Genomic DNA, 25994 nt, shown 5'->3' on the forward strand with positions numbered 1-25994 from the left:
TTTAATATTCCATTCCCAATATATGTCCGATTCGCACTATAACCAGGGGCTCATGCTGGCCCAACCTAGATGTCGAGGAACCTTACATCCTTGGCGTTTTGTTGGATGAAGTTACGTCGTGATTCAACGTCTTCACCCATGAGGATGGAAAAGATCTGGTCGGCTTCTGCAGCATCATCCATAGTCACTTGGAGAAGAGTGCGGTGTGCCGGATCCATGGTGGTGTCCCATAGCTCCGTGTAGTCCATTTCGCCCAGACCCTTGTAACGTTGGATCCCGTTATCCTTAGGGATTCTTCGGCCAGAAGCCGCCCCTGCTGCCAACGTCGCGTCCCGCTCTTTGTCGCTGAAAACATAGTCGTGGGGTGCATTTGACCACTTGATCCTGTACAAGGGGGGCTGTGCCAGGTACACGTAGCCGTTCTCGATCAGGGGACGCATGTAGCGGAACAGGAGAGTCAACAACAGCGTTGTGATGTGTTGTCCGTCAACGTCTGCGTCGGCCATCAATACGATCTTGTGATATCTGGCCTTTGTTACATCAAAGTCTTCACCAATGCCTGCACCAAACGCAGTAATCATGGCCTGAACTTCAGCATTTCCCAATGCGCGATCCAGGCGCGCACGTTCAACATTTAGAATTTTCCCGCGAAGAGGAAGAATGGCCTGAGTAGTTGGGTTTCTTCCGCGCACGGCGGAGCCACCGGCCGAGTCACCCTCCACAATATAAATCTCCGACAACGCCGGATCTTTAGATTGGCAGTCTTTTAGTTTTCCGGGCATACCGCCTGATTCAAGCAAGCCCTTCCTGCGTGTATTTTCACGGGCCTTACGAGCGGCCAAACGCGCCATGGAAGCTTGGATCGATTTCCGAATGACATCTCTTGCCGGACCAGGGTTGCGTTCAAGCCAATCGCCAAGTCCATCCGTGACAACACGCTGAACAAACCCCTTAACTTCTGAGTTACCAAGTTTAGTTTTGGTTTGTCCCTCAAACTGAGGTTCAGAAAGCTTGACGGAAATGACGGCTGTGAGACCTTCACGGATGTCATCCCCTGTCAGATTGTCATCCTTTTCCTTGATGATGTTCTTTTCACGCGCATATCGGTTGATCAATGAGGTCATGGCTGCACGGAAGCCTTCCTCGTGTGTACCACCCTCATGAGTGTTGATGGTGTTTGCATACGTGTGAACACTCTCGGAGAAGGAAGTTGTCCACTGCATAGCAATTTCAACAGCCATGCTTCGGCTTGAATCCTCAGTTTCGAAGGCTATGACGTCCTCGTGAACCGGCTCATATTTCTTTGACGTGTTGAGGTGTTTAACGTAATCAAGCAGGCCATCTTTGTACTCGTAGATGACAACTCGTTTGCCAGTGATGGTGTCTTTCCCCTCGGGGATGGCGTCCAAATCCGGGTCTTCATCCGGTGCTGTTAATACAGTGCGCTCGTCAGAGAGCGTGATCTTCAAGCCCTTATTCAAGAAGGCCATCTGCTGGAAGCGTGCCCGCAGAGTTTCGAAATCGAAATCTATCGAATCAAAAATGGTTGCGTCAGGGTAAAACGTCTGTGTTGTTCCCGTCTCAGCGGTCACTTCGCCTTTGACGAGGGTGCCCTGTGGTTTTCCACCGTCGGCAAAACTCATCCGCCAAACAAAACCTTTGCGGTGGATTTCAGTTTCAACTCTGCTGGAAAGCGCATTGACAACGGAAATGCCAACACCGTGCAGACCACCTGAAACCGCGTAACCGCTGCCGCCAAATTTTCCGCCAGCGTGCAGGATGGTCATAACAACTTCGACGGTGGGCTTTCCCTCTGTCGGGTGGATATCAACCGGAATTCCACGGCCGTTGTCCACCACCTTTACACCGCCGTCAGCGGTCAGGGTGATTTCGATGTGGTCACAGTAGCCAGCCAACGCTTCATCTACGGAGTTATCGACCACTTCATAGACCAAGTGATGCAAGCCGCGAGGACCTGTGGAGCCAATATACATACCAGGACGCTTCCGGACGGCTTCCAAGCCTTCCAAAACAGTGATGTCACTGGCATCGTAGTGACCAGGATTTTTCACTGGCACGGAAGATGCTTCGGTTTCTGCCGCCGCGCTTGGCTGCGTGTTTTCCGGCTCTGGATTTACGGCACTATCCGGATTATTCGTCGTCACAGGCGCGTTCGACCCCTCTTGTTTTTAGCTCGATTGCCAACGTCGGGACGGCAGACAACTCTCACTCGTCTGTGCGTCGATTCCTCTTGAAAGGCAGATAAATACCGCTCTCAACTTAACCAAAAATACTGCCACAGCGCCGCGGAGAGACGGTTATTGAATAATTCTACCTTGTGGCAGGCGCATATGGGGTCTCATCGTGTCCTAAAACGCCAGAAAACGTACTCAGGAGGCCATTGCTGTTCCTTCTTTAAGGAGATGTACGCCCAAGAGGGTTTGAAAGCCTCTGCCCTGCACGGACCGGGTTTGCACCAACCGGCACATTACTACCCGTACGTGTCCCGCGGTCCACGGCCTTTGACGTTTCGGAAACCTTTACGCCAACTAGGGGCAGCCGGCCCAAGAACCAAAATATTTGTTACTACCCCCCTCCCCAAATCTGTATCAAATTTGGCCAACAGCGACGCCGAAAGTAATCGCAATTGTGTTGCCCAACTGGTTGAATCACATCTGACATGCAAAGTTGTAGTTTCAAAACTCTCTGGCTGACAGTGGGCTGCGATCTCCGGTCCAACCAAAGTATCCCAATGGGCCATAACTGATCCAACCGCCAACGGAGAGCTCCACCCGCGGTCGGAGACTAGGCGGCTCACCACATTCCCTAATCCAAGTGGATCTCTTCCACCACCATATTTGACGTCAAGAAATGGTTTCTTTTTACTCCTTGGAACAGATTTCTCGCCCAATCTGCTGCGCGGAATTCGCAACTCCCCCCGGCTCTTGGCAATCCGGCGCATCCGGTTCAGCGCAGCCTGAGCCGCATCAATTTCGGTGTCATGGTCCTTGGCCGCGGCTTGGGCACTGCGCTTTTGACCTATTGGATCAACAGAGGCGGAACCAACAGGCTGATCACTCATTGGGAGCAACGCCGCCGGGGATGACCTGGATCGTTGAACCTGATAACTCGTCGGGGATGTCTCCACCAACGGCCGCTGTCACAAGTACTTGCTCAGCCGCGGCCACCATTAAAGCCAATTTCCGACGTCGTTGGGAATCCAGTTCGGCAAAAACATCATCAAGGATCAAAATTGGTTGGTTCCCCGCCACATGTTTGTCCTCATCTAAAACATGGAATGAGGCAAGCCTCAATGCCAGGGCAATTGACCAAGACTCACCGTGCGATGCATAGCCACGAGCTGGTGCCTGTCCCAAAAGCAGTTCCAGTTCGTCCCGGTGGGGACCAACCAAAGACATACCCCGCTCTAACTCGCGGCTTCTGGACCGCACCAGCTCCTCACGGTACTTTTGTACAAGCTCATCCAAAGTGCACAGCGAGAAGTCCGCTGCCTCTACCTGTACGGGACTATTAGCAATCCCAGGTTCTGCAAACGTGTTGGGGGAGGCGCCGTCGTACTCCTCTGACGCATCCAGAGAACTACGATACAGCGCCCGTAGCAGCTTGGTTCCGTCGGTCAGCTGTGCGTAGGCCTCGGCCATATGGGGGCGCAGACGATTAAGTAAATCGAGTCTTGCTGCCAATAAACTAGCTGCAGCCACAGCCAGATGCTCATCCCAAACATCAAGAGTGGACAATTGAACTTCCGAGACGCCTGCTCTGGAAAAATGCTGGGCTCGTGCTGATTTCAGCATAGCGTTGCGCTGTTTCAGAACCCTGTCGTAATCGCTGCGAGTACCCGCATGTTTGGGTAACAAAACAACCAAAAGGTCGTCTAAAAACCGACGACGATTTCCAGGATCACCCTTGACTAAAGCTAAATCTTCAGGAGCAAACAAAACCGTTCTGCACAGCCCCAAAATATCCCGGGAGCGAACAGGATTAGCACGATTAATACGGGCACGATTAGCTCTGGAAGCATTGATCTCAACCTCAACCATGACCTTTTGTTCGCCCCTGACCAGTTGGGCTCTCACTAGTGCCCGTTCTGTTCCAAAGCGCAATAGCGGGGCATCCGCACTCACCCGATGTGAGGAAAGCGTCGACAAATAGCCAATAGCTTCCACAAGGTTAGTTTTACCCAGTCCGTTAGCTCCTACAAGCACTGTGACACCCGGGGTGAGTGTCAGGTCAACTTGGGCATAGCTACGGAAATCTGTCAGGGAAAGGTGTTCAAGATACATGAAGCTGAATTTTATCCACTGCTAGGAACCGGCAGGTTTTGTGGCATGCCCACCAAATTGGTTGCGCAACGCCGAGACCATTTTCATTGCTGGGGAGTTATCTTCGCGGGAGGAGAACCTGGCAAAGAGGGCTGCTGTAATCGCCGGAGCCGGCACCGCATTGGCAATGGCTTCTTCCACAGTCCAGCGCCCTTCCCCTGAATCTTCAACGTAATCGTCAATGGACTCCAAACCGGGGTCCTCATCTAATGCCTTGACCATCAAGTCAAGCAGCCAAGAGCGAACAACCGTCCCCTTTTGCCATGCACGAAAAGTGCCTGGTAGATCCTGGATTATTTCCTTCTTGGCCAGTAGTTCATACCCCTCGGCATAGGCCTGCATCAATCCATATTCAATACCATTGTGAACCATTTTTGCGTAGTGGCCGGCACCTACCTCGCCCACGTGTACAAAACTGTCAGCGCGTTCACCTTCAGGGCGAAGAGCATCCAAAACTGGCAGGGCCCGCTCAATGTCTGTATCCGATCCACCAGCCATCAGCCCATACCCGTTTTTCAGTCCCCATACTCCACCAGACACTCCAACATCCATGAAGTGAATTTCTTTGGCTGCAAGCATCTCACCGTGTTTTTGATCTTCGGTGAACCTGGAGTTTCCACCATCTACAAGCAAATCACCGGGTTCAAGCACTTCCGATAAAGCTGTAATCACTGAGGACGTGATAGCACCTGAAGGAACCATTACCCAGATCAACCGTGGAGCGGGAACAGCAGCCACCAAATCAGCCAACGAAGCCACATCAGTGAGTTCGGGGTTCTGGTCAAACCCAGTCACCTCTATTTGTGCGGCACGAAGACGGGCCCTCATGTTGAAGCCCATTTTTCCAAGTCCGATGAGTCCAATATGCACTTTAGTGCCTCTTTTCCATTGGTGGGTGCTGCGGTTGCATAGCAAGAAATGGTGATGTGCCGGAACCGGCAAAGAACTACTGGTTGGGAAGTCTCACAGGCATCACAAGGTAGCGGTATTCATCTCGACGTTCGCCGTCAATGTCATCTTGAGCGCTGAGCATTGCCGGTTTGGGTGCGGAGGTGAAAGAGAACCTTACATACTTGCTGTCGAAAGCGTTTAGACCTTCACTGAGGTAGTGGGGGTTGAAGGCTACTGTAATTTCATCGCCAACAAGTGTTGCTTCAAGATTTTCCGAAGCCTGGGCATCCTCCCCGGTTCCTGCATCCAATGTGAGTTGCCCATCAGTGAAAATCAAACGGACAGGAGTGTTGCGTTCTGCAACAAGGGAAACACGGCGGACGGCCTCAGCCAAGGCATGTGTCTCAACTGTTGCGTGAATGGGGGTTGTGTCCGGGAACAATGAACGGATTTTTGGGTAATCACCATCAACAAGTAACGAGGTTGTCCGGCGTCCACCACTTTCAAAGCCGATGAGTTCCTTGTTCTGCGACAAAGCAATGTTGATATTGCCGGCACTACCCAATGTCTTGGCAACCTCGCTAAGAGTTTTAGCCTTGACCAAAGCACCTGTGGAGATATTTGGAGAAATTGGGTTCCACCGGATTTCACGTAGTGCTAAGCGGTACCTGTCCGTAGCCAGCAGAGTGATGAGGTCACCTTCAATTTCCATTTTCACACCGGTGAGAATGGGCAAGGTGTCATCTTTGCTGGAGGCAATAATGACCTGGGCAACTGCTTGAGAAAACGCCTCCCCATCAACAGTTCCACTTACATCTGGCAGTGCCGGAAGTTCGGGGTAGTCGCTGACCGGCATAGTGGCTAAATGGAAACGACTACTGCGGCACGTGAGGGTGACTTTGCTGCCATCTGTTTCCACTTCAACTGGAGCTGCGGGCAGGCTGCGACAAATATCAGCTAGCAGGCGCCCTGAAACCAAGATGGATCCTTCTTCTGAAATGTCAGCAGGTATTTGCAGCCGGGCTGAGATTTCATAGTCAAAACTTGCCAAGCTCAAAGTGCCAGCTTCAGCTTTAAGTAGAAGGCCTGAAAGTACTGGAACTGGCGGACGCGGTGACAAGGATCGTGCGGCCCAGCTGACTGCTTCGGTCAGAACATCCCGTTCGACTCGGAACTTCACGGAAGGGTGCCGCCTTTCATGGTGCGAAAAATTTCATTTGCGATCAGGGTACTTCTCCGGTGAGGACAAATAACCACAGAAAGAATTACATGCTTGGAATCAGCTTAGCCCCTAGACCTGCCCAGTTGGGCATTGGTCTGTGCTTCGTGAGGGATGAAAGATGGAGCATAGGTAAATGTTGTTTGAAACGAATAATTCTTGTAGTTAGTAGTGTTAATAAGTCCTGTGGATACTGTGGATAACCGGCCCTGAGTACGCCGTCATACCGAAGTTGCCTGTGTACAGGTTGTGAGGTGCTCCCGCTTACCGCTGTGGGGATGCGGGGAAAACTTTCTTGCCAGTTTTGGTGATCCACAGATGGCCTGCAGGTTATCCGCAGCTATAACAACTTGTGCACTTAGTTATCCACAGATGTATCCACACCAAAAATTAGCCAAATTATTTTGTGTTGTGGGAACTAACCCTCGCGTTGCTGCTGTTTGATCTTGTTTGTGAGCTCTGTGACCTGGTTATAGATGGCACGACGTTCAGCCATTAGTTCCCGGATTTTTCGATCAGCGTGCATTACGGTCGTGTGGTCGCGGCCACCGAATTCCTGACCAATTTTGGGTAGTGACATGTCTGTTAGCTCACGGCACAGATACATTGCGATCTGGCGGGCGGTCACTAAGGAACGCGTGCGGGATTTGCTGCATAGCTCTTCTAAGGAGATGTTAAAGTAGGCAGCAGTTTGACCCAAAATAGCCGCCGATGTGACTTCCTGGGCACCATCGTCAGTGATGAGATCTTTGAGGACGAGCTCCGCAAGACCCACATCAACGGGCTGCCGGTTCAAGCTGGCAAACGCCGTGACGCGGATTAGTGCGCCTTCCAGCTCACGAATATTGGTTGAGATTTTAGAAGCAATGTATTCCAACGCGTCATCAGGTGCAGAGAGACCCTCACCGATTGCCTTTTTACGCAGGATAGCGATCCTAGTTTCAAGTTCCGGAGGCTGGACATCCGTCAACAAACCCCACTCGAAGCGAGAACGCATCCGCTCCTCGAATCCCTGCAGACGCTTTGGTGGCAGATCCGAAGTGATGACAACCTGCTTGTTGTGGTTATGAAGAGCATTGAAAGTGTGGAAGAACTCTTCTTGGGTTGCGTCTTTATTTGCCAGGAACTGAATATCGTCGATGAGCAGGATGTCTACATTGCGGTAGAGCTGCTTGAAGCTTGCCCCTTCGTCATCGCGGATGGAGTTGATGAAATCATTGGTGAACTCCTCAGAGTTCACATAGCGTACTCGTATCCCCGTATATAGCCGCCGGGCGTAGTGTCCGATGGCGTGAAGGAGATGTGTTTTGCCTAGACCCGAATCTCCGTAGATGAACAAAGGGTTGTAGGCCTTTGCTGGGGCTTCAGCAACAGCTACTGCTGCTGCATGGGCGAACCGATTGGATGAACCAATCACAAAAGAGTCGAAAACATACTTGGGATTGAGCCGGCCAAACTCGTGCGAATTGCTGGGCAAAGTTGGTGCAGGCTTGGATACATGTTCTGTGCGGTCTGAACGCTGATTATGTGAGGTGAGCTCACTGCGCTCATGGCGCTCTTTAACGTCATGTCGATCCGTGCGATCGTTGCGGTCCGGAGATGGTAAAGCAACAGGCTCTTCCTCTTTTACGTGCGGAACCAGGTCGGCGTTGACACTGAACGCACAACTTATGTCTTCGGAGAATACCTGTGAAAGGGCCTCGTTGAGAGCGGTGCTGAGCTGATTCTGCAACACTTCGCGAGTTAGCTCGTTGGGTACAGCCACCAAAAGAGTGTTGCCGATCAGTCCTTGGGGTTGTGTAAGGACTACAAAACCACGCTGTCGCGGAGAGACCCTTTCATCGCGTTCCAAAATCCTAATGACTCGCCGCCAGGAACTTCCAACGTCATTGATGTCCTCAGTGCTCATTGACTGTTCCGTCCTCACTTCCGGGCGTTGTACCGGAATGTTGGTATTTATGTGCCCATCGCACGTGACTTCTACTACACGTATTGAACTGTGTTTCGGAGGTGTAGAGAATCCTTGATGTGCGGTAATCCACAGAGTTATGCACATACGTGGATAACTTGTTCAGGGCCAAGCCTAGAGTATGGAAACCTCAGAAGATAGCGAGAGAAAGAGCTTGTGGATAGATATCCCGAGGTGGGGCTAATTTGTGCTTCGTCCACAGCCCGCGGAGACAGCGCTGTACACAGCTGTGGATGAAGCCCGGAGAACTAAGGCCGGTTTCACAGCGTGAAGCAGAAACGGCGAAAAAGGTCTGTTACTGGTGAGTGGAAGGAATCCGTAGTTTGACGAGAAGGCCTTAAATGACCTAACGTTGTGAAGTCCCATGTGTCCGCTTTGCGCTCTTGCGCGTGCTCCTTGTAAAAAAGAAGCGAAAGCGGGCATCCATATACTTAGCGTCGACCCCTTTCTTACCTGTTAGCTACGGGCAAGGCGCATCTTTGATTGTCTTGGAGTAACTACCGTGAGCAAGCGGACTTTTCAGCCGAACAACCGCCGTCGTGCCAAGAAGCACGGCTTCCGCCTTCGTATGCGCACCCGCGCTGGCCGTGCCATTTTGGCAGCCCGCCGCACCAAGGGTCGCGTAGAGCTGTCGGCCTAAACAATAACTGCTTGGCGATTCGTCGAGCCTTAGTGAAGTAGCGGTAGATCGCAGGTGCTGGCCACCAAGAATAGAATGCGGACTGCCGCCAACTTCTCACATACTGTACGTTCCGGCGTCCGAAATGGACGCCGGAACTTAGTGTTATATATGGTGTCCACTTCTCCTGAAGAGCCCAGCCAAGTTGGGTTCATCGTGGCGAAGACTGTAGGGAACGCTGTGACCCGCAATCTCGTTAAAAGGAGACTGAGGGAGATTGTTGTTGAAACAGTCAAGCAGCAACCTTTTGGAGTCAACTTAGTAGTACGGGCTCTGCCGGTTTCTGCTAATGCTTCCTTCTGTGACCTGGTCACGGACTACCGTAAGGCGTTTTCCAGTGCTTTTTCTCGTTTGTACGAGCAAGCAGGGAACTCTTCGCCGTTAGCATTGGCACCTGCAGTTAATAGGGTTCACGTTTCCAAAGGAGAAGATGTTTTGTGACCAGATCACAAACGCAAGGGAGTGCACGAAGGTGGTTGACCGCCGTCGTGCTTTTCTTGTGGCATCTTCCTCGCAATACACTTATCATCGTTTTGAAACTTTACCGGCGCGTCGTCTCACCCATTTATGGGCAGGTGTGCCGGTTTTTTCCGTCGTGTTCGGCTTATGCTTTAGAGGCCGTCACAGTTCACGGTGCAGTGAAGGGCAGTTTTTTTGCTGCTCGCCGTGTAGTGCGTTGCCACCCCTGGAGCGCAGGCGGCCTGGATCCGGTACCTTCGCCGGCACACGTTGATTGGGAAGACCCATTGACGGTGCCGCTTATTGTCCAGCTGAATCACCCGGATGTATTTCTGGCCAAGCAACAGGAAACGCAAAGCCGCGACGCGGCTTGAGGAGATAGATAAAGAAATATGGGCTTCTTCAATACAATTCTGGCCCCCTTCAAATGGGTTGTCTCATGGATCATGGTCCAATTCCATGATGTGCTGACGTTTCTGGGCATGGATGCCGCATCAGGTGTGACCTGGACGTTGGCCATCATCGGTTTGGTGCTGGTTATCCGTGCCGCGCTGATCCCCGTTTTTGTTAAGCAGATCAAGGCCCAACGTGGCATGCAGGCATTGCAGCCAGATATGAAGAAGCTGCAGGCCAAGTACAAGGGTAAAACTGACCAGCTGTCCAGACAGGCCATGGGTCAGGAACAGATGGCCTTGTACAAGGAACACGGGACGAACCCGTTTTCTGCCTGCCTTCCCATGTTGATCCAAATGCCTTTCTTTTTCTCCTTGTTCCAGGTGCTTTCCGGCGTTGCCAAGGCCAACGCTGCCAACGAAGGTATTGGTGCCCTGACACATCAGGAGGTGGTGCAGTTTGACGAAGCCACCATCTTCGGAGCCCGTCTTTCGGATGCATTACTGCCATCCTTGCAGGGTGGCAACCTTACTGTTGCCATCGCGTTACTCTCCATCATCATGATTTTGGCTATGATCGCCTCTCAGTTCATTACACAGAAACAGATCATGTCCAAGAACATGTCTGAAGAAGCCATGCAGGGCCCCTTCATGAAGCAGCAGAAAATGATGCTATATGTGCTTCCATTGGTCTTTGGTATTGGTGGAGTGAACTTCCCCATTGGTGTGCTGATCTACTGGACCACGACGAACCTTTGGACAATGGGCCAGCAGTTCTTTGTGATTCGTCGCATGCCCACTCCCGGTTCTCCTGCTTACAAGGAGTACCAGAAGCGTCGTGAAGCCAAGGGCTTGCCGCTGTTGGGCGCTTCAAAGAAGAAGGTTGAAGCGGAAGAAGTGATCGAAGAGACTCCTGAGCTCAAGGGCCAGCGGAATCAGCCACAACGTAAAAACAGGAAGAGAAAATAATGCCTGATGACATGCAGCTTGCTCCTGAAGAAGAAATTGCCCCAGCTGACACCGGTGTTAGCAGGGTAGAAGAAGAAGGCGATATTGCCGCTGATTATCTTGAGGAACTGTTAGATATCGCTGATATTGACGGTGATATTGACATCGAGGTGCGTAGCGGACGAACTTATATTTCCATCGTTGCCGAAGAAGGATCAGATTCATTGCAGAGCCTTGTTGGCCCAGACGGGGAAGTCTTGGATGCACTCCAGGAACTGACCCGGTTGAGTGTGCTCTCCTCGACTGACAGCCGGTCACGGTTGGTGTTGGATATTTCGGGCTACCGGGATCGCAGAAATGTCGAATTGACCAAGATTGCCAGTGAGGCTGCGCAACAGATCAAAGCCGGAAGCGAAGCCGTTGCCCTGGTTCCAATGGGCGCCTATGAGCGCAAGATTGTGCACGACACCATTGCTGAACTCGGTTTGGAATCCGAGTCTGAAGGCGAGGGCGCTAAGCGCCACATAGTGGTGACAGCTGCGCACTAATGCGCACTGTATTGGAAGTGGTAAAGCGGTATCGGCTGGAGCATGCGGCTCTAGCCACGTACCTGAATTTTAGAGGACACAAATAGTGGTGGAATTAACTGCACAAGAAGCCGTTGCTGCGGAGCATATTTTTGGCGACCGACTGGATGTGGTTAAGCGCTACGTTGAACACTTGGCGACGTCAGGGATTGAGCGTGGACTCGTTGGCCCACGGGAGGTTCCACGGTTGTGGAGTCGCCACGTATTAAACTGCGCCGTTGTTGCCGAGCTGATTGAAGATGGAGCCAAGGTTGCCGATGTTGGCAGCGGTGCTGGGTTGCCTGGACTTTGTTTGGCTATTGCCCGCCCCGATCTCTACCTCACCCTGATTGAGCCGTTGGAGCGGCGTGTGATCTGGCTAGAAGAGGTTGTTATGGATCTTGGCCTTTCAAATGTTGAGATCATCCGCTCTCGGGCCGAAGCCGCCATTGGTAAAGTGGAGTGCACCGTTGTGACGGCCCGCGCTGTATCGGCGCTGAAGACATTGGCTCCATTGACGATCCCGCTCTTGGGCGGCGAAGGTGAGCTTCTTGCAATAAAGGGCCGCAGTGCAGCCGACGAAATCGCAACGGCCGGCAAGACTATTAGAAATCTTGGTGGCTATGAAACTGAAATTTTAGTTGCAGGCCAGGATGTTCTAGAGGAGCCCACCACGGTAGTGCGGGTTAAGGTAAAGAGACGCTGATATCCACAGTTCTGGGGTGAAATAGGGGTGATCCCACCTGCTGTTGCTTGGAACCGATAGGCTAGAGGTTGGCAACCATAGCCATAGGAAAGTGAGTGTGTCAGCGTGACCAGTAGCGAAGCAGCTTCGCAACGGATCCCTCCGTTCATGACATTGGGATCGGCACGTTCTAATGTCATCAATCAATCTAAAATGGTTGATTCTTCGACCACTGACAACACAGTCAACGTTTCACGTGAAACCAAAAAGGCCGAGGCAAGCTCACTGGACCTTGACTTTGATGACAGCAGTCCTATTGCCAGGCAGCTCGTGAGCGAAACAAAGCGACGCGAACGACTACTAGGACGCCCCCTGCCCCGACCTGGATACACCCGGATATTGACGGTAGCAAATCAAAAAGGGGGAGTTGGGAAAACGACTACTACGGTCAACGTTGCAGCCGCACTAGCGTCGGCTGGGCTCCATGTTTTAGTAATCGACATTGATCCACAAGGCAATGCCTCGACAGCGTTGGGAATTCCGCATCATGCGGAGATTGACAGCATCTATGATGTCCTCATCAATGATGTTGCAATGTCCGAAGTTGTCGCACAATGTCCAGATATTGCGAATCTGTCATGTGCACCTGCCACCATACATTTAGCAGGGGCGGAGATAGAACTCGTCTCGCTGGTCGCCAGAGAGCAAAGACTGCGCCGGGCGATCGATGAATACGTGAAGTTCAGGGCGGAAAATGGTGAGGAACGGCTTGATTTCATATTCATTGACTGTCCGCCAAGCCTTGGGCTCCTCACTGTAAACGCTTTCTGTGCCGCCAATGAAGTTATGATTCCTATTCAATGTGAGTACTATGCGTTGGAAGGGCTCAGCCAGCTTCTGAAGAACATCAGTATGATTCAGAAGCATCTGAATTCCGAGCTAGTTGTATCAACGATTCTGTTGACCATGTATGACGGCCGCACGAATTTGGCTGCCCATGTAGCAGCAGATGTACGTGAGCACTTTCCAGAACAGGTGCTGCAGGCGATGATCCCAAGATCAGTTCGGATTTCTGAAGCTCCGAGCTATCAGCAGACCGTTATGACATATGATCCGTCGTCAACTGGCGCGCTGTCATATCTAGAGGCTGCGGCAGAACTCGCCGAGCGGTCCGCCTCATAAGCCACAGTTCAACGATAGACTTTGCAGTTAATAATGAAGTTCATGAGAGCCCCAACTACTCTGGGGTTCATTCAACGGAGGATGTCTCAATGACTGAAAAGCGCAGGGGTCTTGGCCGTGGTTTGGGCGCCCTAATCCCAAACTCTTCAGGCGATGAATCGGGATCCTCGCAGCCTGCACGCCCTGTGGACCTATTTTTCCCCGAACCCAAGTCGCGAAACACGACTCCGGTATCAAGAGGAACAACTAAAGCAGCTGTCGCACCGGTGGAGCTTGTTGAAGTGCCGGGCGCAACTTTCATGGAGTTGCCGGTTGGCGACATACATCCCAACAGGAAACAGCCTCGGACAGTCTTCAATGAAGATGATATGGCTGAGCTTGTACATTCAGTGCGTGAAATCGGTGTACTCCAACCGATTGTTGTACGGAAGTCCTCTGAGCAGGGCGATCAGCCCTATGAACTTGTCATGGGTGAAAGGCGCTGGCGTGCTAGCCAGGCAGCCGGTCTGGATACTATTCCAGTCATTGTCCGTGAAACGACTGATGATAATCTGCTTCGGGATGCACTGCTTGAAAACTTGCACCGCAGCCAGCTTAACCCTTTGGAAGAAGCGGCCGCGTACCAGCAGCTACTAGAAGACTTCGGTACCACCCATGAGCAGTTGGCAGATAAAATTGGCCGTTCGCGCCCACAAGTCTCCAATACTTTACGACTGTTAAAACTACCACCAGTGGTCCAACGGAGGGTTGCAGCTGGGATTCTTTCTGCCGGACACGCCCGATCGTTGTTATCCCTGCCTGATACTGCGGCAATGGAACAATTGGCGCAAAAGATCGTGGCCGAGGGAATGTCCGTAAGAGCTACTGAGGAGGCCGTGCAGCTTTACCGCGCGCCCCTGATTGGTGATAAGCCGTCCAACCGAACGCCTAACCCCCGACATGAACGTTTAGACTTTCTGGCGAGTTCGCTTGCCGATAGATTGGATACCAACGTGAAGATCTCTCTCGGTGCGCGGAAGGGTAAAGTCAGTATTGAGTTTGCATCGGTCGAGGATCTCAACCGAATCATGGATGTTTTGAGCTCCGGCGGCCAGTAGTTTCAAAAAGCTTGGCGATAGTGGTGGTGTTTCACGTGAAACATCAGCACTCTTGTTTCCTATGCAGGTCTGTAGGAAGGATCCTAAGGTCAGTCCTCGGTATTTGGGATCCGCGTTGACTACCTGTGTGTGCTCGTCAGGGGGTGCATTTTCCGTAGAACGAACACTGCTTCGTCAGGGTATAGATCTTTCTATTGTGGAAGAAGAGTCAAAGAGAGACTATTGATTCTGATCCTATTCCCAGACTCGGTATAGGTGAACTTTGGCGACGTTCTTGCCCCACGTCATGTTTCACGTGAAACAAGAAGAGAACTCTACAACAAGCTCACGAATGTGTCCTGTTGCGACTATGCACAATGAAACAGACCGTCGGGCTACTGAAGGTCCGTGCCCTCCGAGAAAAAGGTGTGATAATCAGCCACCAGTTTGTATGAAGGATGGAAATAGCGTTCCATCCACGTAGCAGGCAGTTCAATCTTCCATGTGAATAGAACTAGCTTGCTACATTGGTCCAGACTACTCGCCGTAGAAATGACAAGTTTGGGCTTAGACGGTGCACTAGGTGAATGGACTCACACAACCGCTCAGCTAAGGCCCGATATGAAGAGAAGTGGCTTGGGGCAAGGCGGGGCAGCTTTGATGGCCGTAGAGGCGCTTACGGGGCCCTATATCCCGGTCCAGAGTCGGGTAGCGGGGTAGTCGCCTCGGAGTTGCAGATAGACTGGTGTTAGATAGCGTTGTGGCGAGACAGTGGGCGTATGGACAGCGTCAATCCATGTGAGAGAGCATATGGCACGGTATATACGTCGGGGGACCTGCCCGTTTTCTCTACCCAGGCTGACTCTGAAATCAGTTGACAAGTCTCGCTCGCCGTTTATCCCTGCTAACCGAACGGTTCGCAGATTACGGTAGCTCTTACGTAATCGACGGGTATCGCCGCTCTTGACTGCTCGGATAGGAGCGTAGGCGGGTAGCTTCAGTCGAGTGTTTCACGTGAAACGAACAAGGCCACTGAAGGTGTTCTTTGAGTCTCCGTTTCGCATGAAACACGAAGAACGGGCAATTCGAGAGAACGTGTTTCCGTGGAGATAGCTACATAAAAAGCCACAGAGCGGAAATATCGCTCCTATTGCTGGGGTCGCTGCTCAATCGAGTTACCGGCAACCCTCAGCGTTGGAGGTCAACTGAGAGAAGTAGCCAATAATCCAGGGGCAGTAGGCAAGGGCAAACGTACATTCTCCCGCTGTTGGCGGAGCATATGTGTGGTTCCATCGACTATGGAATGACCTGGTCCAAGTACATCACGCGTACCGTCAAGTCGCTGAGGCGACAGGTCACAGTAGACAGAGACAGCGTTTCCGTTTAAGTACCACCAATTGAGCGTTTCACTACACCAAAAATCGATCCAATCAGAGGAGTGGTGATCGTCTTGAACAGGGAAGACCCACAATCTCGGCACTCTAAAGATCACAATAGGTTTCACGTGAAACGCAGCCTGACGCGCGAAGGCGGCGGCTTCTGTTGGCTGGGGACCACCGCAATATGGTCCGTGGTGTTCTACTGTTGTAGAATTCTGTCCTGAGGCAGGCGGGAAAGATGCCAGTCGCGCGGATTCAGGCAGGCAGTAGAGGACCCCCAGGAAGAGCCGACCACTACTACTGCGCACTGGAACACCAGTCCTGCAGGGTTCACGGGGAAAGCCTAGTCGACTGGAGGGGTAGCTCCCACGGCACCGTCCACCAGCGCTACACCATTAAGCCAATGAGCGTATGGCTAGGCCGGATTGCCCGCGGTGAACCGGCCGCAAGTTTGCTCACTGCACTAATCGAGGACACGTGTTGCACATGATCTATGTTTAGCAGCAGAATAAGTTCGCTACCAGCCAGTATTTTGAACATTCGTGCGTACAGCTGCAGGAACTGAACCACTAGCGGTTCAGACGCGCTTGGTCTATGCGCCCAAGAAAGAGAAGTATCTGTGCTGGGTGCTGGGTTGTTCGAACACGTAGAGGGAGAAAAGAGCCTGGTGCATTCGAAAGGCTGACTGGCCAGTTGTGAGAGCCTGGATTATTGCACCATCGTATCGATTAGCTACCGTTATCTGCGTGGTTGTGACTCCAAACGACCCGGCTCTGCAGGAGCAGCGACCTCGTGGTGCCTCATGTCAGCATGGTCAACATACGAGTACCGCGTGCCTCATCTATTGTGCTCGCGAAATGGGTCAGGATGCGTGGCGCCTGGGAGTAGGCCTTGGCCTCGGCGGCTGGATTGAGTCGTTGCTGGATCTCGTTGATCCGGTTCGTTAAATCGGCCAGGTCGAGGATGATGGCGTAGAGCCCGCCTATATGTTGGCGTGGGGGTCAAGTGAGATCCTGTGTCCTTGGTCCGCTGGACGGGGGGTCTCGTCGCTGCGCACCGGCTCACTCTTGCCACTGAGGTCGCATCTGATGAGTTTCTGAGTCGGCAGGAACAGGTTCTTACACAGGTCCGCCATGGGCCAGAGATCGTTGAATAGGCGAAGTCCAGTATCAGTGTCGTAGCAAGAATTGTACACAGAGCTACTTACGCTGGCGCCATTCTTTTGCTCAACAAATCGGTTGTCGTTGGACTGCTACAACTAGGACCTCGTCACACGAATATTATGGGAAATTCACCAGGCAATGACAGGTTTGCTAAGGAATTCAGACCCATTATCTCTATGGCAGTGTTTGATCGGAGTCTGAAATTCCTACTACATATCATCCATTGTCGCGACGCTACATCTAGCGGCTTTACTCTTGATCGCCCGGTTGATGGTCCACCCGGTAAGTGGATCGTTGCCGTGCCCATGCCCGCAGATGGGCATGCACGGCCGCGCTGCAACAGGACCCTACTTTGGTGAAAGAACCAGTCCGGAGATAAGGGCTCCATGTTGGCCGGCGTGGCGCCTACAACCGATACAAGGTACTTCCTGCACGGCTGTCCGGCAACGACCAAGACTTGCTGATGGTCCTTGACCGTGTAATAGCCATGCGTATGTGGGCTCGGCCTGCGGACCACAGTAAGGGTAGGTCGACGCGCTGGAGGGAACGCCTGAGCTCCCGGCGGGCATTCGCACCAGACCATCCGCCCTCAACCATCAACCGGTCAAGTAGTTCAGTCTTAGCTTCCTTGAAGCCCGGGAATACACTCCGGCTATTCCTTCGTGATTTACGTGCGCGGAGACAACGTCAACCCGAACATCGCTCCAACACACCAAAGCACCCGAGCTTGCGTGAGAGGTTTCGCGAATATTCTTCAAATGAGCCACCCACCACATTTCGCGAGCACTTTAGTTGAGCCTCGTCGATCCGTGAGTCAGCATCCCCATAAGCCAAAATAAAAACCATTGATTCACCGAAACAAGAGTCGAGCGGAACACAGACGCTCGAAAAACCTCGTGTAAATCACTCAACCTGCAGTATTGGCCAATACTGGGGAGCGCAACTTCGAGGCATTGAACTCATGACGGGCACCTTGGTACGCAGATTCTAGGAATCCCAGAGTCAACGGTTAGCCGAGCCGAGGTAACGAGCAACCCTACACTCAGGCAGGCCCACGTATCCAGAAACTAGGTGCCACATACCGCTTTTGAGGGCCGTGTTTAGGTTGTGTTGTGGTGGGCGAGGTAGTGGTTGAGTGTTTGTTCGTTGAGGGTTTCTTCGTCTTCGGCGCAGGGATATGTTCCTGGTGGTGGTGTTGGTAGGGGTGTGGAGTAGGGGTTTGCTTGGTCCATGTTCTGGATGCGTGCTTCTTCGTGGTCCTCTAGGGCGTTGCGGTCTTCGGTCTCGAGGTGTTTTTTCAACCATTTCGGGTAGCTCGGTGCGTGGTCCTCGTGGGTGGCGGGTGGGTAGTACCGTCCACTCGGTGAGGTCCAGGCAATACGGCCCTGTGTGTTCGTGGGTGTCCAGCCGCGAAGTTTCATCGCTTGCCGTTGGGGTGATTGATCGGTGCGGCAAGCACCATTGCGGGTCTGATCGTCCTTGAAGTGTTTCAGGAGATGATGGTGATGACAGAGGGTCTCTAAGTTATTGAAGATAGATCTGCCACCGTGAGCAAATTTCTTGATGTGGTCAATCTGGCAGTTACTTGCTCTGGCTAAACAACCCGGAAATTGGCAGTATTCATCCCTGATCGCCAGCATAGTCCGCATCGCTTTACTGATTCGGTAGCGCTGCGGGGCAGCGTCTAAGGGCTCGTTACTGACCGGGTCTACCAGGACCCGTAACAGGGACTTCGATCCCTGCGTTAGTCGCCGGGCGACTTCCATACTGATAGGACCAGCACCTTCAAGCCACGCAGGATCCTGTGTGGCGCCCAGCAACGACAACACAGGTATCAGTAACACCGGTGTCACCTGCGGCAATGGCGGCCATACCTCCTCCATAACAACCCCACCACCTACGCCGGCAGCGCCGCTGTGATTGCCCCGACGATGCCCCCGATGACGACCATCGGTAGTCTGTGATGATGAGCCAGATGATGAGCCAGGTAGTGGGCCTGATACTGAGCCTGGTGGTGGGGTAAGGGTTGGTGGTCGGGCTGTGGGGTCCCACTGTGGATCATTGCGGATATCAGGGTCTTTGAATCCTGGATCGGTGTAGTGCGGATCATCAAAGACCGGGATTAGCTGAGGATCTACCCGCCATGATCCTTCATCAGCTGTAAGGTCTTCCTGGTCCCTGTCCTCCTGGTCCCTGTCTTCCTGGTCCCTGTGCGGTTCGGAGTCGAGGGTTGAAAACCACGACTCACCACAGCCGGATATTTGAACACACCCTGGTATTCCCTGATGCTCGGGCATTTCAGCACTATCTTCGCTCGCATCGGGTTGCATGGGTGGGGCGGGGCTGTGGATGTGGTTTTGGGCCATGCTTTGATTCAGTAGCAGGGACGCTGCAATATCGGCACGGAGTTGGGTCAGGGTCCGGGTTTCATGGGGGCCTTGGGCGCTTTGAGCAGTGAGGGTGCATTGACTCCAGATTCCTTCCAGAGTTGGTGCTGGGCCATACAGGCTGAGCCAGGACATTCCGTCGTGGCCACGATTGACTCGTAAATACCTATCGCTCAAGGCGCGTCTGGTGCGGGCAGTGATCGTTTCAGGATAGAGACGTTCACGTTGCCGTCTGGCTTTTTCACGGAAGCTAGAGACCGTGCAGTCTTCGGCTTTGCCGAGTAAGACCTGCTCTAGAGAGTCAACCGCAGCCGCAGGGACACCACTTTGACGGACCAAGGCTGTTTCCTGGGCAATAATGACCGCATAGTCCCAGCCTAAAGCGCCCGTACTCATGCATGAGAGAGTGCCTGGCAACTCCCGCACGAGCGTGCGCGAATGAGTCATTAACTCCCCAGCCACACCCTCAGGGATCTGTAAAACCCCGGCTACCTCAGCGCGGAGCCCGGACATGGACCCTTCACGCTGGAACGCATCAAAGGCAAGGATGCTACCTTCAAGGCCGCCAGCACAAGAAAGACGCTCCATTAAAACGGCCGCAAGAGCCGCACATTGATTTTGATGCACGCGTAGGGCTTCGATAGCCGCGGTGCACTCATCCATTAACGCCCGCACACACCCTAAACGCGAAGTCGGCAGCGCTCCACCCACCACAACACCATCAGCAACCCCAGCCTCAGAAGCAGTAATCCCGAGATCACCGTTAGGACCCGGGAAGTCTGGCAGTGACACCATCGCAGCAATATCATTAGCCAACGGCCCGATCACGGGAAGAACTAGCCCAGCAATGAAATCCGCCACACCCATTGTGGTGGAGGAAACATCCCGACCAGCCGGGAAATTCACTGAACTACCCATACCACAATTATAGTCCCAATGTTCTAGTATTACTAGAACACATGTATATTTGTCGATTATATGTACTGACAGTTCAACGACCCTGCCCGTTCAAATCGAGATTTTCCATCAACGGTCGATGCCAACTTCTTTGTAGTTGGAAGACGTATCCGTTTCACGTGAAACGGTCAGAAGACTGAATGGCAGAAAATTTCGGTGATTACGGATTGATTTCTGCAGTTAGCCGAACACAAATTTTGATCTTAGGATCAATCTAGGAGAAGCGGCTATAGTGCGTTAAATGTGTGTGGCCCGGACAAGGTCCGGGCCACACACATAAAAGGAACTTACTACTTGAGGAAGTCCGCGAATTCCTTTTCGAAGTACTGCTTCGGCCGAGCACCGATAACGGTACTTTGGACTTCACCACCCTTGAACAGGTACACGGCAGGGATTGACGTAATCCCGTACTTTGCCGAGATCGCCGGGTTGGCATCTACATCAACCTTGACCACCTCAACCTTGTCTGCGTATTCAACGGAAATCTCGTCCAGGATGGGACCAAGCTTGCGGCAGGGCCCGCACCATTCTGCCCAGAAGTCCACAATGACAGGCTTCTCTGAATTCAGGACTGCATCTGTAAACGTTGCATCTGTTGCGCTTTTAGCATTGCTCATGGTGAACTACTTTCTCTTAGGAATTCTGATCGGCTAGGAAGTGCTCAACATCCAGTGCGGCCACACATCCCGAGCCGGCCGCGGTGATGGCCTGACGGTAGGTTGGGTCAACGACATCTCCGGCAGCGAAAACGCCCGGAAGGCTCGTCTTGGATGAGCGGCCCTCAACTGCGATGGTCCCTGTGGCCGCCAGATCGAGAACGCCTTTGACGAGATCGACTCTGGGATCGTTGCCGATAGCAACAAAAACTCCCGTCACAGCGAGTCCGCTCTTCTCACCGGTCACTAGGTTATTTAACCGGATGCCGCTGACCTTGGCGTCGCCATCAATGCCAACAACTTCGGAATCCCAAATAAACTTGATCTTCGGGTGGTCCAATGCTCTGTCAGCCATGATTTTGGAGGCCCGTAGTGTGTCGCGGCGGTGAACGACCGTGACTGATTCAGCGAACTTGGTCAGGAATATTGCTTCCTCCATGGCTGAGTCACCACCACCAATGACGGCGATATCGTGGCCTTTGAAGAAAAAGCCATCACAGGTGGCGCACGAGCTTACGCCGTGACCAACCAGGCGCTTCTCGCCCTCCACTCCCAGTTCACGGTACGCTGAGCCGGTGGAAATGATCACTGTCCGAGCCTTGAACTCTTGGCCGTCGGCCAAGGTGACAGTCTTAACAGCACCCTCAAGCTGAACTGAAGTGACGTCGTCGTACATCACTTCGGTACCAAACTTTTCAGCCTGCTGTCCCAGATTGTCCATCAGTTCCGGGCCCATAATGCCGTCAGGGAAACCGGGAAAGTTCTCAACATCGGTGGTGTTCATGAGTTCGCCACCTGCCGTGACAGAACCGGCGATCATGAGGGGTTTGAGGTCCGCACGTGCCGTGTAAATTGCGGCGGTGTAGCCTGCGGGACCAGATCCTACGATGATGACATCACGGATGTCGCTTGCGGGGGTGGCTTGCGTGCTCACGGGTGAGTGTTCCTCTTCCTTCATTGACTGAACCGCATAATGGCGTAACGATTATGCCTTCGGTATTTACAACCGACGATTGAAGTCGGTTATTCCACCACGCACTCTGGCGGAACTAAGTCAAGCTATTTGACGCTTATTTCGGTGATTTTCAAACCATAGGGATACGTGACAAAGGGCTGGAGTTTTGGCAACTCCGTGAAACTGATGATCACATATTTGGCTTTGACCCCGGGGGCGGCCGAAAAGGTGAAGTCCGGCGCGCTAAATGAGCCGCTGCCAATCTTGGTCGCGCCGTCAAGTTCGGGCTTGCTGTTGGTCAGGATGTTGAACTGGCCCCCAGAGCCGGCAAGTTGGTTAATGGTCACTGAGCTGATGGTTGACTCTGCAGCCAGTGCCACAACCAGGTTCACACCTTCGGTCATGCCAGCGAAATTGGCATTGGAAAACTCCACAGTGGGCCAATAAGTGGCCTTATTGCCATCTATGGCATCCTTGAGGCGCGGGAAATAGGTTTCGCCGTAGTTCTGTACACCGGGAGCATACGCTGTGATATCGGTGAGACCCTGGACCACGGGTGCAACAGTTTTGGGCTGCTCGGGAGCGGCTGGCTTGCTCTCGTTCGCACTTGGCTCCGGTGGCGCCGAAGAGCTGGTGTCGGCCGCCTGGTTGCTTGAATCGTTAAAGAGTGTGCCGATGTGTTGGACCGCAAAAATAAGTGCGCCAATGAGAAGCACGCCAACGATTGCCCCTGTTAACCAGCGGCCGCCAGTACGGGGAGCGTTACCGTCATCCTCTTCATCCAATAGTTCGTTCTCGTCGTAATCGTCGCCGGCGTCCCGCAACTGCGCGGGAAAAGTCCCAGGACGGCGGGTCTGCGCGAGATCTTGCTCGTGGTCTTCGTTGATGAAACCGTAGTCATCCTCGTCCCATAGCGTTACTTTATTGGGTGACTGCCGCTGCTGAGCAGCAGTGGGAGAAACGACGGCGGCGCTTGCATCAGGTGCTTGAGCCGACTGTGCTTGTGGTTGCGGAGCCTGAGTTTGTGCAGAAGATGCTTTCCGGGTCACCTTTGGCAGCGGATGTCCTGGCGTGACAGGTGAGTTATCCTCATAGACGTATGCGCCGCCGGCGGGTGCGGCATCGCGAGACTGTCCGAAGATCTCAGTGCCAAGAGTGTCGGTGAAGAACGGCTCCTGATAGACCTCTTCGCTTGGATCAGTGGGCACTACAAGATCAAGGAGGTCCGTGGGCGAGGTGCGCGCCGCAATGAGGTAGGTTGTCTCATCCTGAACTCCCATGTCCAGAATGGAAACCTTGGAAACCCTTACGCCGGTTGCAACTTCACGGGCGCTTTGGGTTAGATTTTGGGAATTTTCGACAGCAGACACAAGTATACTGACTGGTCGGTTCAATACCTGGTCTAGGCCATCTAAAATGACGTCGTTCTCGGCGGAAGCCAAGATACGGCCGGTCACCTTGTAGCGGCCGCCAAGGATGGAGCCCACATCAACGGGTTGTGGCACCAATTCCTCCTCATTACATGCATGGTGGCCTGTGCGTGTTGTCCGCACGAAGCCATAATTGACTGATTCTATCGGAAAACACGCCAAGTTCCATGGTTGCCGGGCTGAACGTGAGCAGCCATTTGTAAATGAGCTTATTTGGTCCGCAAGCGACTCCGCACTTTCGCAAGCAGAGGGTTCAATAGGGCATCTATTTCACGCACGCGCAGGCGTTTGAGAATCACAATGTAAATGACGGCCATGACCGTCCCCACAATAGCCAAGGTAAGCGCTGAAGCGGTTATAGAGGACCACATGAAGCCTTCATCAGAGGCACTGCCAAAGAGACGCAACATTAGTTCTCCGGCAATTCCGGATGCTAGGGCAGCGACGAGGAAGCGCATATGTGCTCGCAGAATAAGCCCACCACCATAGTTGCCAAGCTTTCGCGTCAGGAAGAAGTGGCTGACGATCGGGGCCACTACGTTGCTGAGGGTATAGCTGGCCGCCAGACCGAAAATAATCCACTCGTGCGGCAACAGACTCGCTAGTAGAGCAGTGGTCAGTCCCAGCCCAACCATGATGCATTGGATGAAGAACGGTGTGCGGGCGTCTTCCTGTGCGTAGAAGACCCTGTTGAGGATAAAATTGATGCTGTAGAACGGTGCTCCAATAGCCAGAATTGCCAGCGTAATTGCCACGAAACGACCCACAGTTTGTGAATTACCACTAAAGAGCATGCCCATAGGGCCTGAAAGCACCACTAGTGCAACACCGGCAAAAACAGTGGCCATACCCGTGGTTCTTAAGGCTCCAGCCAATGAAGTGCGCAAACCGGATAAATCCTTCCGGGCAGCAGCATGGGACATGGCTGTGAACATGACAGTGGCAATCGATAAAGCGATGATCGAGTGAGGCATGATGTACAACTCGGTGGCGCGGTTCAAAACCAAAACATCCGGTATGCTCGCGTTTCCTCCGGTGCTGCCACCAAGGGGGATCGTGGCAACTCTGAGGATGATGAGGAAACTGAGGTTGCCAATGATCATGGTGCCCATGGTCCAACCAGCAACTTTAGCCGTGGCGCCCAGACCGGTGCCCCGCCAACCAAACTTTGGACGCAACTTTAGGCCGAGGCGTTGGACAGGAATGATCAGCACGGCAGATTGCACAGCGATGCCCAATGTGGCAGTTCCGGCCAGGAGCCATGTCTGCCCAATAGTCCAGTTCGCCACTGTATGCGCAGTGGAGGCGGCACTGCCAGAAACAGCAACGAACACCAGTAGCCCCGCGATAGCCACAACGTTGTTCAGCACAGGGGCCCAAGCATAAGCCTTGAAGGAATTATGGGCGTTGAGGACCTGACCCAACAGCGAAAACAGGCCGTAGAAGAAGATTTGAGGTAAGAGGAACAAGCCAAAGGTGATGGCAAGTTGCAAATTCTCTCCACTGAAAGACGTGAAAAGGCCAAAGATGGGAGCCACCAGCACTATCACGATGGCGGTGATTGCCAGCAGGCCCACAATACCCAGGGTCAGCAGCCGCGAGATAAAGTCGGCGCCGTTGTCCGGCTGTTTGCTCGCCTTTGCGATCTGTGGAATCAGCACGGCATTGAACACGCCGCCCGCAAGAAGTAGGAAGATCAGGTTCGGGATGTAGTTGGAACCCTCAAAGATCGATCCGATGGCCGTATTGGCAATGGCTATACCGAGCACAATCGCCTTGATAAAGCCCAAAATGCGTGATGCCAGTGTGCCAATAGCCATGGTGGCGCTGGATCTGGCACTACTGGGTGTAAGTGCACCGGAAGTGGGCGCCTTGTCAGCGGCTGCAGCCGCACCTGATCCGGCTGCACTTGGACCGGGGACGGCCGGCGGTATTTGGCGCAGACTTGTGGTGCTGGCGATGGGATGGGTCTGTGTGGCGGGAGGTGCAGCCACACGCGGGGCTGCTGCAGGTTTCGGCGGGATGTGGACCCGTTTATCGTTAGACATTGTGTCCCATCATCTCACTGCTGTCTTGGTGGCTGCTGGCAGCGCAAATCAACAGCACCAAGAGTTTCTCTAAAAGTATTCCGGCAGCAGGTCGCGGGCCATATCTGTGATGCGGCGTTCATTGGGGAATGAGAGCTTCTTAGCCAATTCCACCAAAGGAACCCAAGCCACATCAACGGCCTCATGGTCCGGATCATTTTCAATAGTGAGGAAACCACCAGTGGCGCGCAACAGGAAATGATGGACAGTCTTGTGCACCCGGTGCCCACTGACAGTGAACCAATAGTCAATGCTGCCTAAAGTTGCGAGCACTTCCCCGGCAATCCCGGTTTCTTCCTCGATTTCACGGACCGCCGCTTCACCATGTGTTTCATCGCCTTCAGGATGGCCCTTGGGTAGGCACCACTCAAGCCGGCCGCCGCGATTGATGCGGGCGATGATCGCAACGCAGGGGACGCCGTCGTGCATCTCAACAACCACGCCGCCGGCGGAGACTTCCTCTACCGTGGGCAACTGGCTTGGCGCGGTGGGTGCTGCGGGCACAACCTGAGGACCCATTGCCGAGGGCAACGGGGTCGACTTGGGCGCGCGCGGCACTGGGTGAACCATG

Annotated in this window: 21 protein-coding genes; 9 read left to right on the plus strand and 12 right to left on the minus strand. The window is 53.1% G+C overall.

Annotation, left to right across the window (positions count from 1 at the left end; genetic code table 11):
• Positions 1-65 precede the first annotated feature (65 nt).
• From gyrB to dnaA, 6 genes are all read right to left on the minus strand, one after another.
• Positions 66-2165 carry a DNA topoisomerase (ATP-hydrolyzing) subunit B gene (gene gyrB, locus QMG40_RS05150; protein WP_283528711.1) on the minus strand — a complete coding sequence of 700 codons (2100 nt, stop codon included), beginning with the start codon at positions 2163-2165 and terminating at the stop codon, positions 66-68.
• 326 nt (positions 2166-2491) lie between these two features.
• Positions 2492-3082 (minus strand): DciA family protein, encoded by a 591-nt coding sequence (locus QMG40_RS05155; RefSeq protein WP_283528713.1) that lies wholly within the window; start codon positions 3080-3082, stop codon positions 2492-2494.
• Positions 3075-4304: a DNA replication/repair protein RecF gene (gene recF, locus QMG40_RS05160; protein ID WP_283528715.1), complete on the minus strand. Its 1230-nt coding sequence runs from the start codon at positions 4302-4304 to the stop codon at positions 3075-3077. The genes QMG40_RS05155 and recF overlap by 8 nt, the downstream gene beginning before the upstream one ends.
• Before the next feature lie 21 nt (positions 4305-4325).
• Positions 4326-5213, minus strand: a complete 888-nt coding sequence (gene gnd, locus QMG40_RS05165) for a phosphogluconate dehydrogenase (NAD(+)-dependent, decarboxylating) (RefSeq protein WP_283528717.1) — start codon at positions 5211-5213, stop codon at positions 4326-4328.
• A gap of 76 nt (positions 5214-5289) precedes the next feature.
• Entirely contained in the window at positions 5290-6414 is a 1125-nt protein-coding gene (gene dnaN / locus QMG40_RS05170) for a DNA polymerase III subunit beta (RefSeq protein WP_283528720.1), read from the minus strand.
• A 457-nt stretch (positions 6415-6871) separates the two neighbouring features.
• Positions 6872-8362: a chromosomal replication initiator protein DnaA gene (gene dnaA, locus QMG40_RS05175; protein ID WP_283528722.1), complete on the minus strand. Its 1491-nt coding sequence runs from the start codon at positions 8360-8362 to the stop codon at positions 6872-6874.
• A 562-nt stretch (positions 8363-8924) separates the two neighbouring features.
• Here dnaA and rpmH point away from each other — a divergent pair.
• The 8 genes from rpmH to QMG40_RS05215 all read left to right on the plus strand — a co-directional run bounded on the left by rpmH (position 8925) and on the right by QMG40_RS05215 (position 14430).
• Positions 8925-9062 (plus strand): 50S ribosomal protein L34, encoded by a 138-nt coding sequence (gene rpmH, locus QMG40_RS05180; RefSeq protein WP_044569795.1) that lies wholly within the window; start codon positions 8925-8927, stop codon positions 9060-9062.
• Between the two features lie 54 nt (positions 9063-9116).
• Positions 9117-9542, plus strand: coding sequence for a ribonuclease P protein component (rnpA, locus tag QMG40_RS05185; protein WP_283528728.1), 426 nt, complete (start codon positions 9117-9119; stop codon positions 9540-9542).
• Positions 9539-9934 carry a membrane protein insertion efficiency factor YidD gene (gene yidD / locus QMG40_RS05190; protein ID WP_283528729.1) on the plus strand — a complete coding sequence of 132 codons (396 nt, stop codon included), beginning with the start codon at positions 9539-9541 and terminating at the stop codon, positions 9932-9934. Before rnpA ends, yidD begins: the two co-directional genes overlap by 4 nt.
• A gap of 18 nt (positions 9935-9952) precedes the next feature.
• Positions 9953-10921, plus strand: coding sequence for a membrane protein insertase YidC (gene yidC, locus QMG40_RS05195; RefSeq protein WP_283528731.1), 969 nt, complete (start codon positions 9953-9955; stop codon positions 10919-10921).
• Positions 10921-11448 (plus strand): Jag family protein, encoded by a 528-nt coding sequence (locus QMG40_RS05200; RefSeq protein ID WP_283528733.1) that lies wholly within the window; start codon positions 10921-10923, stop codon positions 11446-11448. The genes yidC and QMG40_RS05200 overlap by 1 nt, the downstream gene beginning before the upstream one ends.
• An 85-nt stretch (positions 11449-11533) precedes the next feature.
• Positions 11534-12172 (plus strand): 16S rRNA (guanine(527)-N(7))-methyltransferase RsmG, encoded by a 639-nt coding sequence (rsmG, locus tag QMG40_RS05205; protein ID WP_283528735.1) that lies wholly within the window; start codon positions 11534-11536, stop codon positions 12170-12172.
• Positions 12173-12319: 147 nt separating this feature from the next.
• Positions 12320-13333 carry a ParA family protein gene (locus QMG40_RS05210; RefSeq protein WP_459252967.1) on the plus strand — a complete coding sequence of 338 codons (1014 nt, stop codon included), beginning with the start codon at positions 12320-12322 and terminating at the stop codon, positions 13331-13333.
• Positions 13334-13422: 89 nt separating this feature from the next.
• Positions 13423-14430 carry a ParB/RepB/Spo0J family partition protein gene (locus QMG40_RS05215; RefSeq protein WP_283528739.1) on the plus strand — a complete coding sequence of 336 codons (1008 nt, stop codon included), beginning with the start codon at positions 13423-13425 and terminating at the stop codon, positions 14428-14430.
• 3621 nt (positions 14431-18051) lie between these two features.
• Here QMG40_RS05215 and QMG40_RS05220 read toward each other — a convergent pair.
• The 5 genes from QMG40_RS05220 to murJ form a co-directional block, all read right to left on the minus strand.
• The gene (locus QMG40_RS05220) at positions 18052-20256 is read right to left on the minus strand and encodes an HNH endonuclease signature motif containing protein (protein WP_283528741.1); all 2205 of its coding nucleotides are present in this window, start codon (positions 20254-20256) and stop codon (positions 18052-18054) included.
• A 329-nt stretch (positions 20257-20585) separates the two neighbouring features.
• On the minus strand, positions 20586-20912 hold the full coding sequence (gene trxA, locus QMG40_RS05225; RefSeq protein WP_283528743.1) for a thioredoxin: 327 nt from the start codon (positions 20910-20912) through the stop codon (positions 20586-20588).
• A 16-nt stretch (positions 20913-20928) separates the two neighbouring features.
• Positions 20929-21909 (minus strand): thioredoxin-disulfide reductase, encoded by a 981-nt coding sequence (gene trxB / locus QMG40_RS05230; RefSeq protein ID WP_459252959.1) that lies wholly within the window; start codon positions 21907-21909, stop codon positions 20929-20931.
• A 101-nt stretch (positions 21910-22010) separates the two neighbouring features.
• A complete protein-coding gene (locus QMG40_RS05235; RefSeq protein ID WP_283528747.1) occupies positions 22011-23411 on the minus strand; it encodes an ABC transporter substrate-binding protein in 1401 nt (466 codons plus the stop codon).
• A gap of 134 nt (positions 23412-23545) precedes the next feature.
• A complete protein-coding gene (gene murJ, locus QMG40_RS05240) occupies positions 23546-25156 on the minus strand; it encodes a murein biosynthesis integral membrane protein MurJ (protein ID WP_283528749.1) in 1611 nt (536 codons plus the stop codon).
• Here murJ and QMG40_RS05245 point away from each other — a divergent pair.
• Positions 25128-25457, plus strand: coding sequence for a hypothetical protein (locus QMG40_RS05245; protein ID WP_283528751.1), 330 nt, complete (start codon positions 25128-25130; stop codon positions 25455-25457). The genes murJ and QMG40_RS05245 overlap by 29 nt on opposite strands.
• On the opposite strand, the gene QMG40_RS05250 is transcribed toward QMG40_RS05245, so the two are convergent.
• Complete coding sequence (locus QMG40_RS05250) at positions 25454-25993, minus strand: NUDIX hydrolase (protein WP_283528753.1); 540 nt, start codon at positions 25991-25993, stop codon at positions 25454-25456. The two genes, QMG40_RS05245 and QMG40_RS05250, sit on opposite strands and share 4 nt — an antisense overlap.
• Between the last annotated feature and the right edge of the window lies 1 nt (position 25994).

Source organism: Arthrobacter antibioticus, assembly GCF_030063205.1.
Taxonomy (GTDB): domain Bacteria; phylum Actinomycetota; class Actinomycetes; order Actinomycetales; family Micrococcaceae; genus Specibacter.